This window comes from Micromonospora sp. L5, assembly GCF_000177655.2.
Lineage (GTDB): Bacteria > Actinomycetota > Actinomycetes > Mycobacteriales > Micromonosporaceae > Micromonospora > Micromonospora aurantiaca.
The window spans coordinates 6,769,862-6,792,233 of sequence record NC_014815.1; the positions used below are offsets into that span (position 1 = coordinate 6,769,862).

Consider the following 22,372-nt stretch of genomic DNA (forward strand, 5'->3'; position numbering starts at 1 on the left):
TCGTGTCGTCGTGACCTCTGAGCGGCCCGCGCTGCCGGGCCCGCCATATTTCTTCCTCAGCTACGTCCCCCCGCCGACACACAACGACCGCACCCCGGGCGACCACTGGGTCCGCCGCTTCTACCACGATCTCAACCTGGCGATCGACGGCCGGCCCGGCGACCGGTTACGCCGGCAGGGCTTCGCCGACTTCATGGTGCGGCCGCCGGAGGACCGGACGGAACGAAAACGCACCGCGCTGGCCGAGGCCGAGGTGTTCGTGCCGTTGTACTCGCCGGACTACCTCAACCGGGACGACTCGCGCCGGGAACGGGAGTGGTTCCGGCAACGGCTGATCCGGGCCGGCCGGCCGGCCGACGGCGACAACATCCTGCCGGTCCTGTGGATCCCGTCGCCCGCCGCGGTGCACGCGCCGGACCAGGCCCGGGCGGTGGCGATGGCCGCCGACGTCGATGCGTACGCGGCGAACGGCATGAGCGCGCTCTGCCGGCTCCAGAAGTTCCAGCACGCCTACAAGGAGGTGCTGGGCCGGCTCGCCCAGCACATCGTCGACACCGCCGAGCAGACGCCGCTGCAACCGGCCGAGCCGCCGACCGGCCCGACCGATCTGCCGTCGTCCCCGACCAGCGAGGTGCCGTTCCGGGCGGTGGTGATCGCGCCCGAGGAACCGGCCGACCCGGGACGGCTCAACGGGCGGTCCGACACGCACGCCGGCCGGTGGCGCCCGTTCCGCGACCGGCCGCCGGTGGTCGACGACGTGACCGACGCGGTGCAGCGGCTGCGGATGCCGATCGACGTCCGCGACTTCGTACCGGACGCCGGGCTGTTCCGGGGCTGCCCGGGCGTACTCATGATCGATCCTCGGGTGGTCGAGACGCCGGACGGTGCGGAGGCCGTCCGCGCGGCCGTCGCCTCGCTACACCGCTGGGTGGGCGTCGTGGTGATCATCGAGGACTCGGCACCCGGTCGCCGCTCCCACGCGGCGGTGCTGCTCGACCGGGCCATCGAGATCTTCCCGGCCGCGGCACGCCCACTGGCGATCACCACTTACGACGACTGGCGGGCCGGGATCCACGGCCTGGTCGACCGGATGCGCCGCCGCTACCTGGAGGCGAGACCGGCCTACCCGCCGCCGGGACGGCCGATCAGCAAACCCCGGCTCTGGGAGAACCCGCCGCCCGACGAGGGAGTGGACACATGACCCGACGCGAGGGACAGGTCGTCACCTTCTACTCCTACAAGGGCGGCACCGGCCGGACGATGGCGCTGGCGAACGTCGCCTGGATCCTCGCCGCCAACGGCAAGCGGGTGCTCGCAGTCGACTGGGACCTGGAGTCCCCCGGCCTGTCGCGCTTCTTCGCGCCGTTCATCGACCGGGACGCGCTGGAGAGCACCGGCGGGGTGATCGACCTGATCCGGGAGTACGAGTGGGCGACCACCACCAAGCAGGACAAGGGCGACGACCGCTGGCACGAGCAGTACGCCCGCGTGCACAAGTACTCGTTCTCGCTGAACTGGTCGAACTTCCCCGGTGACGGGACGCTGGACTTCCTCGGCGCGGGCCAGCAGAACAACGACTACGCCGGCGCGCTCGCCGGGATGAACTGGGACGAGTTCTACGAGCGGCAGGGCGGCGGCTACTTCTTCGACGCGCTGCGCGCCGACATGAAGCGCAACTACGACTACGTGCTGATCGACAGCCGCACCGGTTTCTCCGACGTGGCCGACATCTGCACCATCCAGCTGCCGGACGTGCTGGTCACCTGCTTCACCCTCAGCGAGCAGGGCATCACCGGCGCGGCCAAGGTGGCGCGGCTGGTCGAGCACCGCTACGGGTCGCGGCGGATCCGGGTGCTGCCCGTGCCGATGCGGATCGACCCGGCGGAGAAGGTCAAGGCGGACACCGGGCGGGCCGTGGCGCGGCAGCGCTTCAGCGGTCTGCCGAGCGGGATGAGCGAGGCCGACCGGGACCGGTACTGGGCCCGGATGCAGGTGCCCTACCAGGCGTTCTACGCGTACGAGGAACTGCTCGCCACGTTCGCCGACCAGCCCGGCGTCAACGGGTCGCTGCTGTCCGCGTACGAGGTGCTGGCCCGGGAGATCACCCGGGGCGAGGTGGAGTCGCTGCCGCCGATGAGCAGCGCGGTACGCGAGCGGGTCAACGCCCGGTTCACCCGTACCTCCAACTCGGTGGAGAACGAGATCCTGCTCCGGCACGCCCCGTACGACCGGGTGTGGGCGGAGTGGATCGGTCACCTGCTGGTCTCGGCCGACGTCCGGGTGACCGACCCGTGGTTCGCCGAGGACGAGACGCCCCGGACGGCCCGGGAGCTGATCATCGTCTCCGAGGCGAACGCCACCGAGGAGGCGGTGCTCGCCGCGCCGGACCGCTCGCCCGACCAGGCGCCGCTCGTCGTCTACGTGGCCGACGTGCGGCGCCTGGCGAACGTGCCCGCGGCGCACACCGTCTCGGTCGCCGGGCTGGAGGCGCGTACCGCCGCCGCGCGGATCCTGCGCCTGGTCGGCCGCGAGGGCGTGCCGGCCGACCTGGAACTGCCGACCGGTCCCCGGTTCCCCGGCCGCGACAACACGGTGTTCGAGGTGCCGGGCCGCAACAAGCGCTTCACCGGCCGGGAGGCCGACCTGCGCGAGCTGCGGACGCTGCTGCGCAGCAGCCCGAAGGTGGTGCTCTCCGGCACCGGGCCGGTGGCGTTGCAGGGCATGGGCGGCATCGGCAAGAGCCAGCTCGCGCTGGAGTACGCCCACCGCTACCGCGCCGCGTACGACATGGTGTGGTGGATCGACGCCGACCAGGTGCCGTTCATCGAGTCGGCCATCGGTGACCTCGCGCCCTACCTGGGCGTACCGTCGTCGGACTCGAACCGGGAGAACGCCCGGCTGGTGCTCCAGGCGCTGCGCCGCACCGACCTCCGCTGGCTGCTGATCATGGACAACGCGGACGAGGTCGAGGGCGTCCTGCCGTACGTGCCGGACGGCAAGGGCCACGTCCTGATCACGTCCCGGAACCTGCAGTGGGTCGAGCGGGCCACCACCGTTCAGGTCGACGTGTTCAAGCGCGCGGAGAGCATCCAGCACCTCACCGAGCGGGTGCCGACCATGCGCGTCGACCAGGCCGACCGGATCGCCGCCCTGCTCGGCGACCTGCCGATCGCTGTCACCGCCGCCGCGGCCTGGCTCGCCGACACCGGCCACTCGGTCGACAGCTACCTCAACGAGATCGCCAGGTTCGGACCGGGCGCGGTGATGGAGCCGAACAGCAACGTCTCCGTGGAGGCCACCTGGGAGCTGTCGCTCAACCACCTGCGGACCCGCAACCCGGCCGCCTACCGGGTGCTGCAACTCTGCTCGGTGTTCGCGCCCGAGATCTCCGCCGACCTGGTCTACAGCGACGAGTTCGCCGAGGCGCTGGTGCCGTTCCACCCGCAGGCGAAGGAGCGGCTGGTCCGCCAGCAACTGGTGCAGCAGGCCAACCGGCTCGCGCTGGTCCGCGTCGACCTGCGGGCCGAGAACCCGTCCGGCGGCGAGCGGGGCCGGGGCGGCCTGGTGCTCATGCACCGCCTGCTCCAGCACGCCGTCCGGTCCCGGATGACGGAGGCGCAACTCGACGAGGCGCGCCAGCAGGTCCACCTCGTGCTCGCCGCGGCCCGGCCCGAGGGCGAGGTCGACGACCCCGACGGCTGGCCCCGGTTCCGGGTCATCTGGCCGCACCTGGAGGCGTCGAAGGCGCCGCTGAGCCGCAAGGTGGAGGTGCGGGCGCTGATGATCGACCGGGTCCGCTACCTCCAGTTGCGCGGCGACCTGGAGACCGGCCGGCGGCTCGGGCAGGAGGTCGCGCAGACCTGGGAGCAGATGCTCGCGGAGGAGGACGACGCGCGGGCGCGCGACGACCTGCGCCGGCAGTTGCTGCACCTCCAGTTCAACCTCGCCAACATCCTCGCCTTCCTCGGGCAGTTCACCGAGTCGCGGGCGCTGGACGAGGAGGTGCTCGCCGCCCAGCGGGACCTGCTCGGCGAGGACCACCCGCACACGCTGATGACCGCCGGCGGGCTCGCCCGCGACCTGCGCGGCATGGGCATGTACAACGAGGCGCTGCGCCTGGACGAGATCACGTTCAACGCGTGGAAGCGGAACTTCACCGAGGAGCACCCGCGTACCCTCGCCGCGCTCAACAACCTCGCCAGCACCCAGCGCCTGATGGGCGACTTCCGGGAGGCCCGCAAGAACGACGAGATGGTGCTGGCCGGGCGCCGCGCGATCCTCGGGGAGAACCACCCGGACACGCTCGCCTCCTCCGCGTACGTCGGCATCGACATGCGCGACGCGGGCGACTTCGAGCAGTCGGTCACCCGCCTGCGCAGCGTCCACCGGGACCTGCTGCACACGGCCGGGCCCGAACACCTCATCACCCTGCGGACGCAGACGAACCTGGCGGTGTCGCTGCGCGCGGCCGGGCACGCGGTCGAGGCGGGCAAGCTCCTCGAAGCCGCGTACGAGCTGCTGAACGAGCGGTTCGGGCCGGACAACCCGGAGACGCTGACCTGCCGGCTGAGCCTGTCGATCAACCTGCTCACGGTCGACCTGTTCCAGCGCGCCAGCCGGGAACTCACCGAGGTGCACCGCATCTACCAGCGCAACCTCGGCCCGGCGCACCCGCTGACCCTGGTCTGCATGGTCAACCTCGCCATGGTGGCCCGCCGCGCCGGAGACTTCGCCGAGGCGCGGCAGCTCGCCGGCCGGTCCGCCGACGCGCTCGCCGGCGTGCTGGGCAGCGGGCACCCGTACCCGCTCTCCGGCTGGATGAACCAGGGCATCTGCATCGCCGAACAGCCCGACCCGCCGGAAGGCCGGGAGGCGGCGGACCTGGAGGCGCTGAGCCTGCTGCGGCGCGCCCACGACGGGCTGGTCCGGACCCTCGGCCGCGACCACACGAACACGTTGCGCTGCCGGGCGAACCTGGTGGTGATGCAGGAGCGGGTGGAGAGCGGCCGGCGGGCGGAACTGGAGGCCGTCACCCGCGAGCTGACCTACCGGCTGGGCGAGAACCACCCGGCGGTCGAGGCCGTCCGGGAGAGCCGGCTGCAGCGGCGCATCATCGACCCGCATCCGATCTGACAGCGGTCCGCTCCACCGGGTCGGCCAGCCACGCGAGGATCTCCGGCAGCACCTCCACCGCGCCGAAGTGCGCGCTGCGCGGCTGCACGTGCAACTGCGCGCCGGGGATCTGCTCGGCCAGCCAGCGGGTGTGGCTGGCCGGGGCGAAGTTGTCGTCGGCGCCGTGCCACAGCCGGACCGGCATCCGGATGTCCGCCAGCGTGATCCCCCAGTCGGCGCGTAACGCCAGCACGTCGTCGATCCAGCCGTGCGGCCCCTGGCGCAGCGCCTCGGCGTAGGCGTCGGTGAGCTGCCGGCGGATCGGCACGCCGGCCACCACCCGGCGGTCGGCCTCGGTCATCTGCTCGACCAGCAGCGCCAGCAGCGAGCCCGGGTCGTCCATGGTCCGCTCGGCCCGCAGCCGCAACTGCTCGGCGAGCACCGGCACGTCGTGCTCGGCGGCGCCGTAGTCCCGGACGTTGGCGTCGGTCATGCCGCCGAACCAGTCCAGCCCTGCCGCGCCGGCCGGGGCGAGACCGACCAGGACGGCGGTCCGCCGTACCCGGTCCGGCAGCAGCGCGGCGCAGGCCAGGGCGTGCGGGCCGCCGCCGGAGCGCCCCACCACCGAGAAGCCGTCCAGGCCCAGGTCGTCGGCGATGGCCGCGACGTCCGCCGCGGCGTCCGCGACGCGGCGGCCGGGCAGCCGGCTGGAGCCGCCGTAACCCGGCCGGTCGTACGAGATCAGCCGTACGCCGAGCCGGTGCAGCACGATGGACCGTGGTCGTGGACCGTTGCGGCTGCCGGGTGTGCCGTGCATCAGGAACACGGGCCAGCCGCGTTCCGCCCCGGCGATGTCGACCGCCAGGTTCCTCCTTCCCGTCCGGACGATGTGCTCTCGGTGCCTGGGCGAGTGTGCCAATCGGGGCCTCCGGACGGGTGGTGGCGGTACGGGTGGCGTGGTCAGACCGCCCCGGCGGCCGGGATCTGGCCGGTCCGCCCGGTGTGATCGGACTGGTCGGATGCTGCGAGGACGCGCAGCGTGTCGAGGGCTGATGCCAGCGAGACCTCGGCCGGCACCCGGTCGTAGGCCCGCAGGTAGTCCAGGAGCAGCCGGCACAGGCTCGCCTCGTCGAGGAACTCGTCCGGCAGCCGGTGCGCGAGCAGGGCGTGCATCGTCTTCGGCGGGATCTTCGGCCAGGCCAGTTCGGCGTACTCGCTCAACGCCATCAGCAGCCACAGCGCGGTGCGGTTGTCGACCCGGGCGGCGGCGAACTGCTCGGCCATCTCGGCCGACACCACGCCGTCCTCCAGCGGCAGCTCCGCGAGCCGGTCCTCGATGTCGGCGAGCACCCGGCGGACCCGGGGCACGTACCGCTGCGGCAGCCGGTGGAGCCCGTGCCGCAGGATGAGCGCGTGCAGCACCGCGTGGTCGTCGGTCGTACCGAGCGAGTCGACCAGTTCCGGGAACTCGTCGATCAGGTACGGGCACGAGATGATCAGCTCGGGCGGCGCGGTCGGCGAGTCGGGCAGGCGGCTCAACGCCACCCGGGTCAGCCCGCACACCACCTCGCGGGGCAACTGCGCGCCGTCCTCGGCGAGGCATTCCAGCAGGACAGTGGCGCTCGTGCTGGACACCGCCTCCGGTGACTCGACGGCACGCGCCCACAGCCGCCGGTAGCTGCGCTCGTCGTACAGGATGAGCTGGTGCAGGGACGGCACCGGCCAGCGGCGGGTGGCCAGCGACACCAGGTCGGCGTGGAACCGGCCGGCCTCGAAGCTGTCCGGCTGCTGGCCGCGCCACGTCCGCGCGCCCGCCTGCAACTGGCCGTAGGTGGTGATGTCGCCGAGCAGCCGCGCCTCCTCGGCCGCCACGTTCACCGTCTCGCCCCGGCCTTCGCGCCGCCGCTCGGCGATGATCCGGCCGTCGGCGTCCCGGCCGAGCCAGCTGATCATCGCGAGCTGGCCCTTCTCGTCCAGCCCCGCCCGCCACAGCCGGACCGTGGACACCCAGGTCGCCTCGTCCATCAGATCGGTGTGGCGTACGCCGTCCGGTGACACCAGCGCGGCGAGGGCGACCAGGTTGGCGGTGTACGCGGCGAGCAGCCGCACCGGGTCGTACGGCGCGGGCCGGTAGCCGTCCACGCCGGCCAGGTTGGTCCGCTGCCGGGCCTCGGCCAGCAGGCCGGCGATGGTCTCCACGATCCCGTCCAGCTCCTCCGGGTGGCGGGAGGCGAGCTCGCGGGCGAAGCCCACCACCGCCTCGCGCTTCACCAGCGGCTGGTGGGAGAGCAGCGCCCGGAACTGGCCGGTGTCCAGCTGGTAGCCGAAGCCGGCCGGGCTGCGGGTGTGCCGGCGCAGCACGGCCAGGCTCCGCAGCGCCCCGATGACGTACTCGGCGATCAGGAAGTCGCCGATCGTGGTGTGCAGGAACTCGTACGTGCGCCGGGCGTCCTCGCCCTGCACGTCGTCCGGGCCGTACACCACGAAGAACGCGGCGGTGACCAGTTGTTCCGGGCCGAGCACGTCGCCGAGTTCGAAGCGCGAGCCGTCTCCGGGCCCGGAGCCGAAGCAGTCCAGGTCGAGACGGAGCGCGGCCCGGTTCACCAGTTCCCGGTTGCGGTTGAACATGGCGAACGCGGTGATCGCCAGGTCGCGCCGGAGCTGGTGTTCGCGGGCCTCCCGCTCGTGGTTCGCGAGGGCGGTCGGCGCCTTCTCGCTCACCTGCCGCCTGATGAACGCGGTGAGCAGGCCGGTGAACAGGTCGGATCGGGAGATGGCGGCGCCGGGACGGCGGTCCGCCCAGTGCTCGTTGTAGTAGATCGCCAGCAGCGTGAGCAGCAACGGCTGACGGGCCAGCTCGCCGTGGGACAGCAGCTCCCGGGCGGACAGCCGGCGGTAGCCGGGCCGGTCCTCGTTTGCCGCGTTAACGGCGGTCAGCCAGGCCGTCACCTGGGCGTCGGTCAGGTCCTCCAGCCGGACCAGCACTGTGCCCTGCGGCACGCTGGCGCGGTCCATCACCAGGATCCGCGACGTGATGATCGGGATGACCGAGTAGCCCAGGTCCCACTGGGTCTCCTGGAACTCGGCCACCCGGTCGATGTACTGGGAGTGGGCCGTGCCGGTGACCTGGACGAGTTCGTCGAACCCGTCGAAGATCACCACGACGGTGGTGTGCTGGGTGGCCCGGCGCAGGTCCGCCCAGCGGATGCGCTCGTCCATCACCTGCTCGATCGCGGCCTCGATCTGCTCGGTCGGCGACGTGTCCCCGGACATCCGGCGCAGCGGCACCACTATCGCGGTGAACCGGCTCGCCGGCAGCCGGGCCGCGATCACCCGGGTCAGCAGCGTCTTGCCGGCGCCCGGCTGGCCGAGGAGCAGCAGCGGACGGTGCAGGCTCGCCGGGTCGGTCAGATACTCGGAGAGGAACCCGACGAGGTCACCCCGGCGCGGCTGGTCCTCCCACCAGTGCTCCCGCTCCGGTGACGTGTGCTTGCCGTACTCGGCGGCCCGGAAGTCGGGGCTGATGAACCCGCTGTCCACGTTCGGCAGCCGCAGGTGGAAGTCGACGTCCTTGATCCGCAGCAGCGGCTGCCGGAACACCGCCGCCAGCGACCCGGTGAGCCGGTCGAGCGACTCGCGGAGCAGGTCGGGCCGGTCGGCGGCCACCGGACCGGACAGCTCGTCCAGGTTGCGGTAGAGCTGCGCCAGCGCGTCCAGCCGGGCCGAGACCTCGGTGGTGAGCTTCCGGTTGTCGATCAGGTTGTGCTCGATCGCCTGCCGGATCATCCGGAACCCGAACTCGGGGAGGTCCGCGGCGAGCCGGTCGAAGCGGTCCTCGTAGTGCCACATGGCCCGGCCCACCACGCGGGAGCGCATCGACGTGAGGTCGAGCCCGCGTCGCACCGACGGCCAGGCGGCGAGACCCTCGCAGAAGGCGATGGTGGCGTCGTAGAGCTTGACGTACGCGGCCTCGACGTCCCGCCGGGTGTCGTCCATGCCGTGCACGGAGGAGGGCAGCGGGAAGTAGCCGCCGTCGATCTCCTGCGGAAGCGTGTGGTGCCGCCGCTCGGCCGGCACCATGCCGACCTTCTCCTCGTCGGTCAGTTCCAGCCTGTCGAAACCCGGCCCGACCTCGTCGCGGAAACCGTCGAAGAACGCGGAGAGGGCCAGCACGGTATGGCTGGCCTCCAGCAGCTCGTAATACGATTTTCCGCCGGTTGCCCGGATGCGCCCGGCCTGGTTTCCGGTGGCGTCCCGGACGAGCTGCATGAGCGCGTTCTTCGGGCCGAGCAGCGCGAGCGCCGTACCGTGGGAGAGGGCCCCAGCGCCCAGGATCCCCGCGCTGACGACCTTGTCGGTCTCGGTGATGCGCGCGCTGCCCGGGGCCAGCAGTCGTAACGCATCTCGATAGCTGAGGCTCGAACGGCGCGGCATGCCGCCCCTTCCGCTGCTGGCGATCGGATTCTTCAAGGATAGAAACTTCAGTGACGGAAAGCTATCGATTCCTCACCGGGCGGCGGCTTTGCGACGACTTTTCCATTCATTCATCTCATTCATCTGGTAAATGCGGCCAAGGCGTACCGACCTCTATGATCGACGGGTGGACCACACACGGGTACGGCAGGCGTACGGGGCGGTCGCGCCGCTCTACATCGAACTGTTCGGCACCACCGGCCACGTCCACGCGGACGACCTCGCCCTCATCGGCCGTCACCTGACCGTCCGGACCGGCCCGGTGCTCGACCTGGGATGCGGGCCCGGTCACATCACCGACCATCTCCGTTCGCTGGGCGTCGACGCCACCGGGATCGACATGGTTCCCGAGTTCGTCGCGCACGCGCGGGCGACGCATCCGGACTGCGCATACCGGCTCGGATCACTGGACGACCTCGCCGTCCCCGACCACTCCGTCGCCGGCATCCTCGCCTGGTACTCACTGATCCACCTCCCGCCACCGGACCTCGACGGCGTGCTGGCGGAGTTCCGTCGCGCGATCGTGCCGGGTGGACCGCTCGTGGCCGGCATCTTCGTCGGTGACGAGGTGGGTGCCTTCGAGCACAAGGTCGCCACCGCGTACCGCTGGCCGGTGGACGAGTTCTCCGCCCGGCTGCGGCAGGCGGGGTTCGCGGAGGTCGAGCGTCTGACGCGCCTGAACGACGCCCACCGCCCGCACGCCGCCGTCGCGGCCGTGGCTTCCGGGGCCTGAGCGCGCACCATCGTCACCAGGCCGCAACCGAACGCGGATCGCGGGGTGACACGGCACTGTCACCGTCGGAGCATGGCCGCACGAAGGGGTACGAGGACACGCCGGGCCGTCGCGGCACCGGCCGCCGCCCTGATCGTGCTGGCCGGACTGACCTCCTGTACGCCGGAGGTGAAGGGCGTCACCGGCCTCACAGTGGACGCCCACGGCCGGCCGCACGCGGCGCTCGCCTGGTGCGCGGACCGGCCGCCCGACCTCGTGGTGCTCACCTCCGTGGCGGAGTCCGCCTCGCCCGGTGCGCCCACACCGGAGCGGCCGTACTGGCCGAGGCGGAAGTACGACGTGCCTCGCGACGCCGCAGCGCCTGCCCTCGTACCCCTTGAGGGTTTCCCGCCCGGGCCGGTGGCCGACGGGCAGGCGGCGTTCCGGGTCTCCGGCGCCACCCACGACAACAGCTTCCGCACCGAGGGCGTGGACTTCCGGATCGCCGAACTGGCCGAGCTGCGGCCGGGTTCGGTCCTGGTCACCGACTTCGACGACAGCGGGGAGGTGCTGCGAACGGTCCCGCTCGACGAGTTCACCGAAATGGGCGAGAAAGCGTGCTGACCGCTGTGTCAGGATCGGCGTTCGGAGTTCGACGGCCGGAAGGACACCATGCCCGCGTACGCCATCGCTCACCTCCAGGACGCCGCCCCTCACCCGGACATCGCCGAATACATCGAGCGGCTCCCCGGCACCCTCGCCCCGCACGGCGGCCGCTTCCTCGTGCACGCCACGCCGCACGAGGTGAAGGAGGGCAACTGGCCCGGAGCCGTCGTGATGCTCGGCTTCCCGGGCATCGCCGAGGCGCGGGCGTGGTGGGACTCGCCCGCCTACCAGGAGATCGCGCCGCTGCGCTCGCGGCACATCGAGGGCGACATCATCCTGGTCGAGGGCGTCCCCGACGACTACTCCCCGACCGGCATCGTGCAGGCGATCCGGGCGGCGGCCTCCTGAGCCGGCCTGGCCGGCGCGCCCGCGACCTGGGGATCGTCGTCGGGTCGCTGCCCACCGGGCCGCACAACGCGATCACCGATGTCCCCGGCGTCCTGGTGGGTCACACCACCGTCGACGACGGCGCCGACCTGCACACCGGCGTGACAGCGATCGTGCCGAGCGGGCTCGGCCCCGGACGGTGGACGCTGCCCGCGGCGGTGTACACCGGCAACGGCCACGGAAAGCTCGTCGGCTCGACCCAGGTGGACGAGCTCGGCGTACTGGAGTCCCCGGTCGTGCTGACCGCCACGCTGTCGGTGTTCCGGGCGGCGGACGCGCTGCTCGGGCACCTGATGGAGCGCCGGCCGGACGGGCTGTCGTTCAACCCGCTGGTCGGTGAGACGAACGACGGGCACCTGTCGGACATCCGCCGCCGCCCGATCACCGAGGAACACGTCCTGGCGGCCGTCGCGGGGGCGACCGACGGGCTTCCCGCCGAGGGCTGTGTCGGGGCCGGCGCGGGCACCACCGCCCTGGGTTACAAGGCGGGCATCGGCACCTCGTCCCGCACGGTCTGGACCGACGGCGGCACGCGGACGGTCGGCGCGCTGGTCCAGTCCAACTTCGGCGGCGTCCTCACCGCACTCGGCGTGCCGCTACCGGTCGACGAGCTGGTCCCGGCCGCCGACCGGACCGAACCACCCGGCAACTCGTGCATGATCGTGGTGGCGACCGACGTACCGCTGGACGCGCGCCAGCTCCGGCGGCTCGCCCGCCGGGCGGTGTTCGCGATGGCCCGGGTGGGTGCGTCCTTCAGCACCACGAGCGGCGACTACGCGATCGCGTTCACCACGTCGGACCAGCCGCCGATCCCGGACGGCGCGATCGATCCGGTCTTCGCCGCCGTGCTGGACGCGGTGGAGGAGGCGCTGCTCAACTCGCTGTTCACCGCCGTCACCACCACCGGTGTGGGCGGTCGTACGAGTCACGCGGTTCCCCACCGGGCCGTCGTCGAGCGGCTGGCGGCGGCGGGACGGCTCACGCCCCGGCCGTACGCCTGATCCACTGCGCCCCCTCGCCGTCGGCCGTTCGGCGAGGGGCCGAGTCCGATCATCCGCAGCATCGATGCCGGTATTCCGGCAGCTGCCCACCACTTCGTCGCTTATCGCGCCGGTAAGGGCCGGTCTGTCGGCTCAGCGACACTCCCGTGCGGACACATCGCTCCACACTGCCCGCTGTGACCGAAATCCCTCCCCCGAACCCGTGGCACGGGCAGGGCCCGCCGCCTCCACCGCCCCATCAGCCCGGCATGCCGTTCGCGCCACCGCCACGGCCGTCGTGGTGGAGCCGCCAGCCCGCGGCGATCAAGCTGCTCCTCGTCAGCGGCGTCGCGGTCCTCACCTGCTGCGGCGGGCTGCTCGGCATCGGCATCGCCGCCGGCCCCGCCACCGAACCGGACAAGGCACCGGAGAAGGCTGTCGCCCAGGAGGTGCCGACCGTGGCGGCACCCACCACCACGGCCCCCGCGCCCGAGGTCAGCACCGTGTCGCCCGAGCCGTCGCCGTCACCCACCACGGCCGCGCCGACCACCGCGAAGCCCGCGTCGAAGCCGACCCCACGCAAGACCACGAAGCCCGCCGTCTACTACAAGAACTGCGATGCCGTACGCGCAGCCGGCAAGGCGCCGCTGCTGCGCGGCCAGCCGGGGTACCGGACCGGGCTGGATCGTGACCTCGACGGCGAGGCCTGTGAGCCGGGTGGCGGCAACGGCGACTCCGGCGGCGGAAGCACCGGCGGCGGCAGTTCGGGCGGCGGCGGCAACGACCCGCGCTTCGGCACCTGCAAGGAGGCGAACGCAAACGGGTACGGCCCGTACAGGCAGGGCAAGGATCCTGAGTACTACTGGTACATCGACCGGGACAACGACGGCACTGTCTGCGAGTGACACGCGACGCCGGGGCGGACCGTGCGGTGCCGCCCCGGTGGTCACTCCACCTCGTCGTCGAATGCCCGTCGGGCGTCCTCGATCTGCGCCATGTGGGCGTCGGCCCATTCGAGCAGCACGTCGACCGGCGCACGCAGCGTCTTGCCCAGCGGGGTGATCCGATACTCGACAGCGACCGGGCGCGTCGCCACGACGTGCCGTTCCACGATGCCGTTGCGTTCCAGTCGTCGCAGGGTCGCCGTCAGCGACTTCTGCGTCACCGCCGGGATCGCGCGGCGCAGCTCGTTGAAGCGGCACGGACGCTCGCACAGCTCGTTCAGGACGCTCAGCGACCACTTGTCCAGCACCTGATCGAGCAGCTCGCGGTGCGGTGCGTCGATGCGCAGCTCGGCACCGGGGGTGGCGGTATCGCTCATGAAACCAGGTCTCCTTGAAGTGTCCTCCGTCAACTAGGTATCAATGGTAAACCTCAGTTGCCCAGTGGAGGAGCCCACATGTCAGTCACCCGTCTCAGCCCTGCCGGTCTTCAGCCGAACACGCCGTACCACCACGTGGCAGTCGCCACCGGGTCGCGCCACATCCACGTCAGCGGCCAGGTGGCACGACTGGACGACGGCTCACCCGTCGCCACCGGAGACCTGGCCGGTCAGGTCGCACAGGTGCTGCGCAACACCGGCCGCGCCCTCGCCGGCGCAGACTCGTCGTTCGAGGACGTGGTCCGGTTGACCTTCTACGTCACCGACTGGACGCCCGAGAAGATCGGGCCGTTCATGGCCGGGGTCGAGTCGGTCGCCGAGGAGCTCGGGCTCCCGCAGCCGCTTCCGCCGGCGTCGCTGATCGGCGTCGACCACCTGTTCGAGCCCGACGTGCTGGTGGAGTTGGAGGCGACAGCGATCGCGCAGTGAGCGCCGGGGTGCCCCTACGGTCCAGGGTCAGCTGGAGTTCACCGTAGGGGCACCTGGTCGGCCACACCCACCTGAGCCGTTTTCGGTGGCCTGGGCAGGCCACCGGGATCAGCCCGTGGTGCAGGATCGGATCTGGGGTCTGGCGCCGCTGTTGCCGTTCATCATCGTGGTGAAGCCGAAGGTGTTGCCGCTGCCGTTGGACCGCATAGTCATCACGTAACCGGTGCTGTCCCAACTGGGGGAGCCGTTCCAGGTGGTGGAGACCCGCTGCGGCGGGGTCAGAGCCACGACCACGGTCCAGTTGCCGGCCCCCTGAACCGTCACCGAGGTGTTGTACCGGTCACCCCAGACGTTGGGGGTCGTCGCCGTCGCTGTGCACCCGCCGCTGGGAGGCGGAGTGGTCGGCGTGCCGGTCGGCGGCGGAGTGGTCGGCGGCGGAGTGCCGTCCGGGGCCACCGCTCGGCCGGTGCTCGGTGAGATCATGCCCGGACAGAGGTTGCGGCTGCTCAGGTTGGCCATGATCTGCGGAATCGCGTCGCGGGTGTTCTGAATGCCGTCGTGCATCAGGATCACCTGGCCGGCCTGGAGGCGGCTGGCGTTGGAGACGATCTGGCCGACGCTGGCGCCGTTCCAGTCCTGGGAGTCGACGTCCCAGATCACCTGGCGCAGGCCGAGCGACGAGGCGACCGACTGGAGGGTCGAGTTGGTCTCCCCGTAGGGCGGGCGGAACAACTGCGGCCGCACGCCGGTCGCCGACTGGATCGCCGAGTTGGTCTGGGAGAGGTCCGACTGCATCTGGCTCTGGCTCATCGAGGTCATGTGCGCGTGGTTCCAACTGTGGTTGGCCACCCACATGCCCGCGTCGACCTGGGCCCGCGCGGCGGACGGGTTGCTCTGCACGTTCTGCCCGACGTTGAACATGGTCGCCCGTACGCCGTTCGCGCGCAGCACGGACAGCAGTGCGCTGGTGCTGCCGGTCGGCCCGTCATCGAAGGTGAGGCCGACGTACCCGTTGCAGACGGCGGCGCTGGACGGAGTGGCGGCGACCGCGAGACCGGCGGCACTCAGCGCCACGGTGGAGGCGAGCACTGCCAACCGGACGGTGAGACGCGATGTTCGGGGGGTGGACGGGCGGCGGAAGCCGCCGATGCTGGCGTACATGCGCAGGTCCTCCTCGGGACGGGTGACACCTGACGACGCATGGCTTTAATCGACAGAGATTGACATTGCCGGCGCTCGGAGTATTGCAGCGGCGTTTCGAACACGTCAACGATTTTCCGGAAGTTTTCCGGAAGTACGTACCTGGACGACGTGCCGGAATCCCTCGACGAGGCCCGCGCCCGGCTGTTCACCGTCGCGCATCAGCGAGGGGCCAGTGGATCCCACCGTGGCTCCCACAGCCGCGCCGAACCCGCCGAGGACGGATACGAGAAAGCCCCCGACCTCGCCATTTCGGCTGGTCGGGGGCTTCTCCCTGTACTGTGCGCCCGAAGGGACTCGAACCCTAACCTTCTGATCCGTAGCTCCGGGCGATGGAGTCCGGTTTGGTCGCCCGCGCCGTCGACCGGCGCATGGCGGTCCCTCGCGCGGTGCTGCGGGTCGGTCGGTTGCTGTACTTCGCTGCTGTACTTCGGTCGGCGCTACCCCGGCCTTGCGTGGGCGATGTCAGTGCCGTGCCGCATGATCGGACGCATGTTCGACTGCAGCACGTACTTTCGCGACGGCCGACTCGGTGTCCTCGTGCTCCCAGACGCGCACTACCTGCCAGCCGGCAATGGCCAGGGCTTCGTCCGCCAGACGGTCTCGCTCGACATTTCGCCGCAGCTTCGGGGTCCAGTACCACTCATTCCGGGTCGGCTCTCGGCCGTGTTCTGGACAAACGTGCCAGAAGCACCCATCTACGAAGACGGCTACCTTGCGCCGGGTGAAGACGATGTCGGGCCGCACCCGGATGCCTGCCGACAGGTCGAGCCGGTGGTCTTTGCGGTACCGGTAACCGAGCCGGTGCAGCTGGCGGCGGAGCAGAACCTCCGGCTTCGTGTCCGACCTTCGGTTGGCTCGCATGTTGCGCGAGCGACCCTCGTCGGACGCCCTCGGGTAGGGCAGGCGCCCAGGTTCGGACGCCGCCTGGACGCTCTCCCCCTGCGACATGGTCTTAACCATCACACCGTCCATAGCAATGCGCCAAGTGTGAGGCAAGATATCCGAGTGCCCCCGGGCGGCGCAGATCGAGAGGAGCACCGATGAACACGTTCGAAGTGATCGAGATCTGCGCCGGGGCAGGTGGGCAGGCGCTGGGCCTTGAGAAGGCAGGATTCGAGCATGCTCTCGCTGTAGAGCTCGACAGCAACGCCTGCAAGACGCTTGAGGAGAATCGGCCGAGCTGGAAGATCGCGCAGGGCGACGTGGCGGACGAAGAAGTCTGGCGCCCCGCGGATCACCAAGGGGTATCCCTGCTCGCGGGTGGAGTGCCGTGCCCCCCGTTCTCGATCGCTGGCAAGCAACTCGGCGCGAACGACGAGCGGGATCTCTTCGCGTGGGCTGTGGAGCAGGTCGCGGTAGTTCAGCCGCAGGCGCTCCTGCTGGAGAACGTGCGAGGCCTGAGCATGCCCCGCTTCGCCGGCTACCGTCAGCACGTCCTCGACCGTCTCGCGCAGCTTGGTTACGTTGCGGACTGGCGGCTGTTGCAGGCTTCTGACTACGGCGTCCCTCAGCTGCGTCCCCGGTTCATCCTTGTTGCGCTCAAAACTGAGGATGCGCCTTACTTCCACTGGCCCGAGCCTCAGGGTGCACCACCGACTGTGGGAGACACGCTGGTTGAACTGATGGCGGAGCGAGGATGGAGGGGGGCTCAAGCCTGGGCGGAGAGGGCGAATAAGGTGGCGCCGACGATCGTCGGTGGATCAAAGAAGCACGGAGGGGCGGACCTAGGGCCGACCCGCGCGAAGCGCGCCTGGGCCGAGCTAGGTGTAGACGCGCTAGGAGTGGCGGATGAGTCCCCCAGCTCCGAAGCCCCCCTCGATTTCCGACCGAAGCTGACCTGCGAAATGGTCGCGAGAATTCAAGGCTGGTCGGACGAATACGCCTGGCATTTTACTGGCCGGAAGACCAGCCGGTATCGCCAGATTGGCAACGCCTTCCCGCCGCCGGTGGCGCATGCCGTCGGAGAAGCAATCATGCGAGCGTTGAAGCGTGAGGGAACGCCTCGGGAGCTGAACAGCACCGAGCACGACCCGGTATACAAGGTGCTCCGCTCAGCGAACGACTACGTCTCGCCCGAGCGTCTAATGAAGGATGCCGGCATCCAGGACGCCGCAGAGCTGGAGCGGCGGCTTAGCCTCCTAAGCCGCGATTTTGACGTCGACGTCCGCATCATCGGCAACAAGACAGGTTACAAGCTCGGCAACTTCCGGGCCTTTGTCGGTCAGGATGACCACGATCGACACGACCTCTTCTTGAAGCACCGGGCCCGGATCAGTTGACACCATCGCTGGCCGCCCTACCGAATTTTCACTCGTCAAGCAGGGCGGCCACAATGAGACTTAGTGCTCCACCATGGTAGTCAGGCGGCTTACCAGTTCAGCGCGTTCCTGTTCAGAAAGCCTGCGCGCGTTCGCATAGGCTTGATCGAGCAAGTTCGTCGGCCGCCGCCCGTCCCTAAGCCACTGCAACAGGAGCGCCTTCTCCCTGCGCGGCAGGTTTCGGATCGTCGGCAGGACCTCCGGCAGTGTGACCGGGTCGAACAACTCGTCGCGAGCCGTCTCATTGCACCTTGCGCACTCCGTCTGCACGTCGTCAAGCGTCGTGTCCCTGCCCAGGCGCTTGCCGGGGACGCGATGGCCCCACGTCATACGCGCCCTTTTGCCAGGCATATCAGGGTACGGCTCGCCTGAGGGGATGCCGCAGATGACGCAGGTGTGATTATCGCGCTCCAGCATCCGCCGCCGGATCATGTCAGAGGGGGCATCCTTCTTCGGGCGCACCAGCCCTGAACCGAGATACCATCCGATCTTCACGATCCGATACTGATCCTGATCGAGCGCCGCCTCATCCTTCTGCGAGTTGATGATCCAGCCATCCCGAGTACGCAATTCCCGCATGCGACGGTTCAGGTGCTCTGCATCGTCCGGAATCGTTTCACTGCCCAACGCCTGGCGGAGTTGACGGATTGTAAAAATACCGCCCTTCCCGACGCAGAAGCGCAGGTACGCTGTGATCTTCTGCTCGGCCCCCAGGCCTCGTTTCTTTCCCGGTTCCGTTTCCACACGCCACCAAGGAACTCCGTCTGCCGTATAGGCTTCCGGCGGGTAGTCGCTGTCATCGAACTCAGTTGCCATAGAGATCTTATACAGCAAGTGCGGTGGAGTTGCGATAGAGGTCATCGTGCGATCTGCCCCCCGCCCCCGGCTCGCGCACAGCCCTCTCGCTACCCCTACTGCCATCTCGTCTGCCGCCGACCCACACACCGTGGAGCGGACCAGGGCCAGGGTGACAAGGTGGAGCGCCCTACTGGACGTACGACCTTGTCACCCTGGCCCTGGTCTGCTCGGCTTGCCTGGGTCGGTGGCTGGCGGGATGGCATCCCACCTCAACCACTCTCCGACCGGAACCGTTCGGCAACTCCATCTCGGAGTCGTCTGGCCCCCGCCGGAGGCACAGCTCTATCCCCGCACTCCCCCCCACCCCAACACCCTCACGCCCACCTCCACCCCTTCCCCACCCTGGGCCTGGGCGCCCGTGCGGAACCGTTCGGCAACTTCGTCCGCCGCGGTTAGCCTGCCGGATCTCGTGCTGACTCGGATCGTCGGCATCGGGTGGAAGCGTGTGCGCCTGGCCCTGGCCGTCCTTCGGGACTCGTCACCGGGTCACTTCACTGACCCAGGTGTGACGCGCGGGGCGGGGCGTGGGGTTCGGGCCGGTTGATTTTCCGCCCCGGCGCCCTTGCGCCGGGGCGGCGGCTCCGCAGGAGCCGTTTGCCGCGCCCCGGCCCGCGCCGCGCGGAGCGCGCTTGATCTAGTACAGGCCAATTCGGCAACAGATCACGGACTGCGCCCCCAAGTCGACTGGCCCGGCGCGCAGAACGCTATCCCTGTGCCGTCGTCTTCCGATGTCGCCTCGGGATCCGCTGTGGCTCACCTCGTGCGTAACGGTGACTGCCTCGTCCGTTCCGTGCATGGTCGCCTGCCAACTTTTCCCGCAACGACACCACCGGTTCTCACCAAACGATCGGCTCGGGCTTCCACCCTCCCCGCACTGCTCAGTCCAGACTGTCGCCTACGGGCTGGCAGACGTCAGCTCGTACATGCGTCCCGCACCACCGAGGCAGCTCTACCGACCACACGCGCCAACCGCCGTCGTCCTTGCGCAGCTTCCACCGCCACGGGTGCTCCGCGCCAGCGAGGATCTGCGGGCCGTCCCACCACACCGCGCGTACCTGCTGCACCACCGTCGCCCGGCCGTTGCCCTGATGCTCGATGGTCATCGGCCCCACGCTCTCCAACTTCGATGGCGGCCGGGCTGTGCTGGTTATCTCGGCGCGGTAGTCGCGCCACTGCCGGCGGAGCTCGTCGTGACGGGGGCCGGCTAGCACCCGCGACAGCCCCAGCTCGTCACCGGCACTGAGTTTCAGGAGCCAAAGCGTGGCCGCCGCTTCCGGCGTCGCCTCACCGCGCTCCGCTTCTAGCTGCTTCCGCACCGCCCAGGACGCGGGCACAGCAACAAGGCCGACGCAGGCAAGCCCCACGAGTGCCACAAGCACCCAGGGCCATCCCCGCGCCGGCCTTGTCGCTGCCCGGACTCGGTGCGGTCGCCATCCGTGCGGTTCCTCCCCCATGGTCATCATCTGCCGACGATACGAAGCAACCAGGAAAGATCAAAGATCCTCGACCTGCATGAGGGCCTGCGCGATTTGCCGCATCGACGTAACCACCGCGTCCACACCCGCCTCTTGGAACGCCGCCACCTTTGCGGGCTTGTTCGCGTACCCAATCACACGAGTGCCTGCGGCTTTCGCTCCCTCGATGTCGGAGAGCGAGTCGCCGACCAACACACACAGCGCCGGAACGACTCCAAGGGATGCCGCCGCGTCAACAATGGGCGTCGGGTTCGGCTTCATACGCAAGGGATCGGCGTATGCCCGGCCAACAGTCTTGGCGACATGTTGGCTCAGTCGGTGCTCTCTCAAGTAGGCGTCCACCGCCTGGGGCGAGTTGTTGCTGACCACCGCGATTGGCAGCTGCAGCTGGCGCGCGGCCACGATGACCTCTCGCCCGTAGGCGGTCGGTTCCGCCGTCGATGCCGCCTTCACCTCAGCTGCGATCAAGGCGTCTTCGACGAGTCGGGTCAACTCCTGATCCGTCGAGCTGCCGGTGTGCCTCAGCACCTCCAGCGGGTCCGATTCTTCGGCTAGCTCGTTCGTGAGCGCCAAGCCCTGGCTCACTAGTAGGTCCAGGAGCTCCCTCGCAACCTGTGGTGCCGGGTAGTTGGCGAAGATGCTGCATACCGGCCCGTCGAAGTCGAGCAGCAATGCGCGGACATCCCGGCACAGCTGCTCCAGGCTGGCGGTCACCCTTCGTGCCGATAGGCGATGGTCGACCACAGTGAGTCGAACCACTGGCGGGACGCTTCCACGAACTGAGTGCCGTGCGATGTGTCGTCGTCGGTGACGGCGTAGTGGAAGAGCGGGACGTCCTTGCCCATGAGGTCGTAGATGGCGGTGGGCTCGCCCTTGATGGTGACGGTCCGTTCGACGGCGGGGTAGAAGCCGAAGAACACCTCTTCACCGTTGAGGACGTAGAGCTTGAACTGCGGTGAACCTCGATGCATCCGCACCTCGACCGTGGCCGAACGAATCAAGCCCAGGTCGCCTAGCTCCGTAACCTGATCAACAATGCCGTCGACAGCCCTGCGGGTGATGCGGTCAGCTCGTTCCCGGACGGCCGGATCGTCAGACTGTGTCTCAGCCCTGGCGGGTAGCGCCATGGGGACTGACATGTCGGAGACGAGCACACGTACTGCGATCGTCTCCGGGGCGAGGCGACCAACGCGGACCTTGTCCAGCACCTCGGCCAGGGCGTCTCGCAGGGTCTCGCCAGAAAAGCCGGCGAAGTCGATGGTGACGTGGGCTCGCTCGAACGCTGCTTCGATGTGGGGTCGTAGCTCCACTGCCCGTTGCGTCTGGGCGCGAACGAAAGCGCCGCTGCCTTGCCGGGTGATGATGAGGCGTTCTGAGCGGAGCACCTCTAGCGCTCGTTTGATGGTCTCCCGTGCCACCCCGTAGCGGGAAGCAAGTTCAGGTTGCGACGGCAACTTGTCGCCCGGCGCCAGTCGGCGCGTAAGGATCGCGGCCCGGAGCTTGTTTGCGATCTGCTGTGACGCCTGCTTCGGGTCATCGGGGTCGAGTTCACCCAGGTAGTCCAGGTCTTCGGTCACCCGTCAAGGCTACCTGCTGGCTAGCCAAGCTAGGAAACCCCGACTCCAACTCTTGACCTGGCTAGCCAAGGCGGCCTAACCTCGGTGCATGCCACTTGGCTAGCCAGGCAGGTCAAGCCTGGTGCACAAGCTCTACCGGATGGGTCCGGCTGAGCAGAAAGCGCATTGCGCTGAAGGAGGAATCCGTGGCTCTTCGTGGTGGTACTCGGTTCTCGGTTCCGTTCGAGGCGGTCTTTCCGCATGGCGCGGTGTTCGTGCCGGACTCGATTGCGGAGGCGCAGGACTTCAACGAGGCGACTCGTCAGCGGACGCCGGCGAAGGACAAGGTGACCGGTCAGCGGGTGTGGCAGTGCCGGGTGATGGACATGGACCCGGAGCTCGGCTCGCGGTCGCGTGAGGTCGCGATCAAGATCCTGGCCGATCACCAGCCGGTGCCGCCGGTGGGTCCGTTCCAGCCGGTGGAGTTCGAGGGGCTGACGGTCACCCCGTACGTGGGCAGCAACGGTCGGCTGGCGTTCTCCTACCGGGCCACCGGTCTGGTGGCGCCGAAGACCCTGGCCGAGACGCGCGGGAAGGCCGCGTGATGGCTGGCCTGCACATGACGGCGAACGTGCACGTGAAGCCGGAGACGGAACTGTCGTTCTCGCTGTACCCGACGCAGGGTCGGGTCGCGGTGCAGATCGGCGGGGTCGGTGGTGACGTGACCTTGTTCCTGCCGGGCACCGAGATCGACCGGTTGGCCGGTGTGCTGGCCGACGCGCGTGAGTCCCTGTCGGCCGTGACGGCGGCCTGATTCCTGTT

20 protein-coding genes are annotated in these 22,372 nt (G+C 69.7%); 11 read left to right on the forward strand and 9 right to left on the reverse strand.

The genetic code is table 11. The features are described from left to right. Positions 1-10: 10 nt before the first annotated feature. Together ML5_RS30215 and fxsT are read left to right on the forward strand one after the other, a co-directional pair. Entirely contained in the window at positions 11-1,201 is a 1,191-nt protein-coding gene (locus ML5_RS30215; protein WP_013289095.1) for a TIR-like protein FxsC, read from the forward strand. After that, positions 1,198-5,133 carry an FxSxx-COOH system tetratricopeptide repeat protein gene (fxsT, locus tag ML5_RS30220; RefSeq protein WP_013477426.1) on the forward strand — a complete coding sequence of 1,312 codons (3,936 nt, stop codon included), beginning with the start codon at positions 1,198-1,200 and terminating at the stop codon, positions 5,131-5,133. Before ML5_RS30215 ends, fxsT begins: the two co-directional genes overlap by 4 nt. On the opposite strand, the gene ML5_RS30225 is transcribed toward fxsT, so the two are convergent. Continuing rightward, positions 5,111-6,031 carry an alpha/beta fold hydrolase gene (locus tag ML5_RS30225; protein ID WP_013477427.1) on the reverse strand — a complete coding sequence of 307 codons (921 nt, stop codon included), beginning with the start codon at positions 6,029-6,031 and terminating at the stop codon, positions 5,111-5,113. The genes fxsT and ML5_RS30225 overlap by 23 nt on opposite strands. A 41-nt stretch (positions 6,032-6,072) precedes the next feature. Further along, entirely contained in the window at positions 6,073-9,546 is a 3,474-nt protein-coding gene (locus ML5_RS30230; protein ID WP_013289098.1) for an NACHT domain-containing NTPase, read from the reverse strand. A 130-nt stretch (positions 9,547-9,676) separates the two neighbouring features. Between ML5_RS30230 and ML5_RS30235 the strand changes: the two genes are divergently transcribed. From ML5_RS30235 to ML5_RS30255, 5 genes are all read left to right on the forward strand, one after another. Further along, entirely contained in the window at positions 9,677-10,318 is a 642-nt protein-coding gene (locus ML5_RS30235; protein ID WP_013477428.1) for a class I SAM-dependent methyltransferase, read from the forward strand. A gap of 72 nt (positions 10,319-10,390) precedes the next feature. After that, a complete protein-coding gene (locus ML5_RS30240) occupies positions 10,391-10,921 on the forward strand; it encodes a hypothetical protein (protein ID WP_013289100.1) in 531 nt (176 codons plus the stop codon). A gap of 48 nt (positions 10,922-10,969) precedes the next feature. Continuing rightward, the gene (locus tag ML5_RS30245) at positions 10,970-11,311 is read left to right on the forward strand and encodes a DUF1330 domain-containing protein (RefSeq protein WP_013289101.1); all 342 of its coding nucleotides are present in this window, start codon (positions 10,970-10,972) and stop codon (positions 11,309-11,311) included. 47 nt (positions 11,312-11,358) lie between these two features. Then, positions 11,359-12,351 carry a P1 family peptidase gene (locus ML5_RS30250; RefSeq protein ID WP_369752330.1) on the forward strand — a complete coding sequence of 331 codons (993 nt, stop codon included), beginning with the start codon at positions 11,359-11,361 and terminating at the stop codon, positions 12,349-12,351. 248 nt (positions 12,352-12,599) lie between these two features. Beyond that, the gene (locus tag ML5_RS30255) at positions 12,600-13,235 is read left to right on the forward strand and encodes an excalibur calcium-binding domain-containing protein (RefSeq protein ID WP_013477430.1); all 636 of its coding nucleotides are present in this window, start codon (positions 12,600-12,602) and stop codon (positions 13,233-13,235) included. 41 nt (positions 13,236-13,276) lie between these two features. On the opposite strand, the gene ML5_RS30260 is transcribed toward ML5_RS30255, so the two are convergent. Then, on the reverse strand, positions 13,277-13,651 hold the full coding sequence (locus ML5_RS30260; protein WP_013477431.1) for a helix-turn-helix domain-containing protein: 375 nt from the start codon (positions 13,649-13,651) through the stop codon (positions 13,277-13,279). Positions 13,652-13,729: 78 nt separating this feature from the next. On the opposite strand from ML5_RS30260, the gene ML5_RS30265 reads away from it, so the two are divergent. Further along, positions 13,730-14,140 (forward strand): RidA family protein, encoded by a 411-nt coding sequence (locus ML5_RS30265; RefSeq protein ID WP_013477432.1) that lies wholly within the window; start codon positions 13,730-13,732, stop codon positions 14,138-14,140. A 108-nt stretch (positions 14,141-14,248) separates the two neighbouring features. On the opposite strand, the gene ML5_RS30270 is transcribed toward ML5_RS30265, so the two are convergent. Together ML5_RS30270 and ML5_RS30275 are read right to left on the reverse strand one after the other, a co-directional pair. Next, positions 14,249-15,301: a polysaccharide deacetylase family protein gene (locus ML5_RS30270; protein WP_013477433.1), complete on the reverse strand. Its 1,053-nt coding sequence runs from the start codon at positions 15,299-15,301 to the stop codon at positions 14,249-14,251. A 504-nt stretch (positions 15,302-15,805) separates the two neighbouring features. Then, positions 15,806-16,315 (reverse strand): very short patch repair endonuclease, encoded by a 510-nt coding sequence (locus ML5_RS30275; protein ID WP_236619334.1) that lies wholly within the window; start codon positions 16,313-16,315, stop codon positions 15,806-15,808. Positions 16,316-16,383: 68 nt separating this feature from the next. On the opposite strand from ML5_RS30275, the gene ML5_RS30280 reads away from it, so the two are divergent. Further along, positions 16,384-17,622 (forward strand): DNA cytosine methyltransferase, encoded by a 1,239-nt coding sequence (locus tag ML5_RS30280; RefSeq protein ID WP_013477435.1) that lies wholly within the window; start codon positions 16,384-16,386, stop codon positions 17,620-17,622. Positions 17,623-17,682: 60 nt separating this feature from the next. On the opposite strand, the gene ML5_RS30285 is transcribed toward ML5_RS30280, so the two are convergent. The 4 genes from ML5_RS30285 to ML5_RS30300 form a co-directional block, all read right to left on the reverse strand. Next, positions 17,683-18,477 (reverse strand): HNH endonuclease, encoded by a 795-nt coding sequence (locus tag ML5_RS30285; protein WP_236619335.1) that lies wholly within the window; start codon positions 18,475-18,477, stop codon positions 17,683-17,685. A gap of 920 nt (positions 18,478-19,397) precedes the next feature. Then, positions 19,398-19,622: a hypothetical protein gene (locus ML5_RS32225; RefSeq protein WP_143766974.1), complete on the reverse strand. Its 225-nt coding sequence runs from the start codon at positions 19,620-19,622 to the stop codon at positions 19,398-19,400. Positions 19,623-20,012: 390 nt separating this feature from the next. Beyond that, on the reverse strand, positions 20,013-20,708 hold the full coding sequence (locus ML5_RS30295) for an HAD family hydrolase (protein ID WP_013477438.1): 696 nt from the start codon (positions 20,706-20,708) through the stop codon (positions 20,013-20,015). After that, positions 20,705-21,571 (reverse strand): GntR family transcriptional regulator, encoded by an 867-nt coding sequence (locus tag ML5_RS30300; RefSeq protein ID WP_013283236.1) that lies wholly within the window; start codon positions 21,569-21,571, stop codon positions 20,705-20,707. Before ML5_RS30300 ends, ML5_RS30295 begins: the two co-directional genes overlap by 4 nt. Positions 21,572-21,756: 185 nt before the next feature. Here ML5_RS30300 and ML5_RS30305 point away from each other — a divergent pair, with 185 nt between their 5' ends. Both ML5_RS30305 and ML5_RS30310 read left to right on the forward strand, forming a co-directional pair. After that, positions 21,757-22,155, forward strand: coding sequence for a hypothetical protein (locus ML5_RS30305; protein ID WP_013477439.1), 399 nt, complete (start codon positions 21,757-21,759; stop codon positions 22,153-22,155). Further along, positions 22,155-22,364, forward strand: coding sequence for a hypothetical protein (locus tag ML5_RS30310; RefSeq protein WP_013477440.1), 210 nt, complete (start codon positions 22,155-22,157; stop codon positions 22,362-22,364). The genes ML5_RS30305 and ML5_RS30310 overlap by 1 nt, the downstream gene beginning before the upstream one ends. Positions 22,365-22,372 lie beyond the last annotated feature (8 nt).

Coding starts and splice junctions, on each gene's coding strand:
- ML5_RS30260 (WP_013477431.1), bottom strand. CDS start 13,651: ATGAGCGATACCGCCACCCCCGGTGCCGAGCTGCGCATCGACGCACCG.
- ML5_RS30230 (WP_013289098.1), bottom strand. CDS start 9,546: ATGCCGCGCCGTTCGAGCCTCAGCTATCGAGATGCGTTACGACTGCTG.
- ML5_RS30275 (WP_236619334.1), bottom strand. CDS start 16,315: ATGGACGGTGTGATGGTTAAGACCATGTCGCAGGGGGAGAGCGTCCAG.
- ML5_RS30285 (WP_236619335.1), bottom strand. CDS start 18,477: ATGGCAACTGAGTTCGATGACAGCGACTACCCGCCGGAAGCCTATACG.
- ML5_RS30265 (WP_013477432.1), top strand. CDS start 13,730: ATGTCAGTCACCCGTCTCAGCCCTGCCGGTCTTCAGCCGAACACGCCG.
- ML5_RS30240 (WP_013289100.1), top strand. CDS start 10,391: ATGGCCGCACGAAGGGGTACGAGGACACGCCGGGCCGTCGCGGCACCG.
- ML5_RS30280 (WP_013477435.1), top strand. CDS start 16,384: ATGAACACGTTCGAAGTGATCGAGATCTGCGCCGGGGCAGGTGGGCAG.
- ML5_RS30310 (WP_013477440.1), top strand. CDS start 22,155: ATGGCTGGCCTGCACATGACGGCGAACGTGCACGTGAAGCCGGAGACG.
- ML5_RS30245 (WP_013289101.1), top strand. CDS start 10,970: ATGCCCGCGTACGCCATCGCTCACCTCCAGGACGCCGCCCCTCACCCG.
- ML5_RS30255 (WP_013477430.1), top strand. CDS start 12,600: ATGCCGTTCGCGCCACCGCCACGGCCGTCGTGGTGGAGCCGCCAGCCC.
- ML5_RS30235 (WP_013477428.1), top strand. CDS start 9,677: ATGCGGCCAAGGCGTACCGACCTCTATGATCGACGGGTGGACCACACA.
- ML5_RS32225 (WP_143766974.1), bottom strand. CDS start 19,622: ATGACCATCGAGCATCAGGGCAACGGCCGGGCGACGGTGGTGCAGCAG.
- ML5_RS30270 (WP_013477433.1), bottom strand. CDS start 15,301: ATGTACGCCAGCATCGGCGGCTTCCGCCGCCCGTCCACCCCCCGAACA.
- fxsT (WP_013477426.1), top strand. CDS start 1,198: ATGACCCGACGCGAGGGACAGGTCGTCACCTTCTACTCCTACAAGGGC.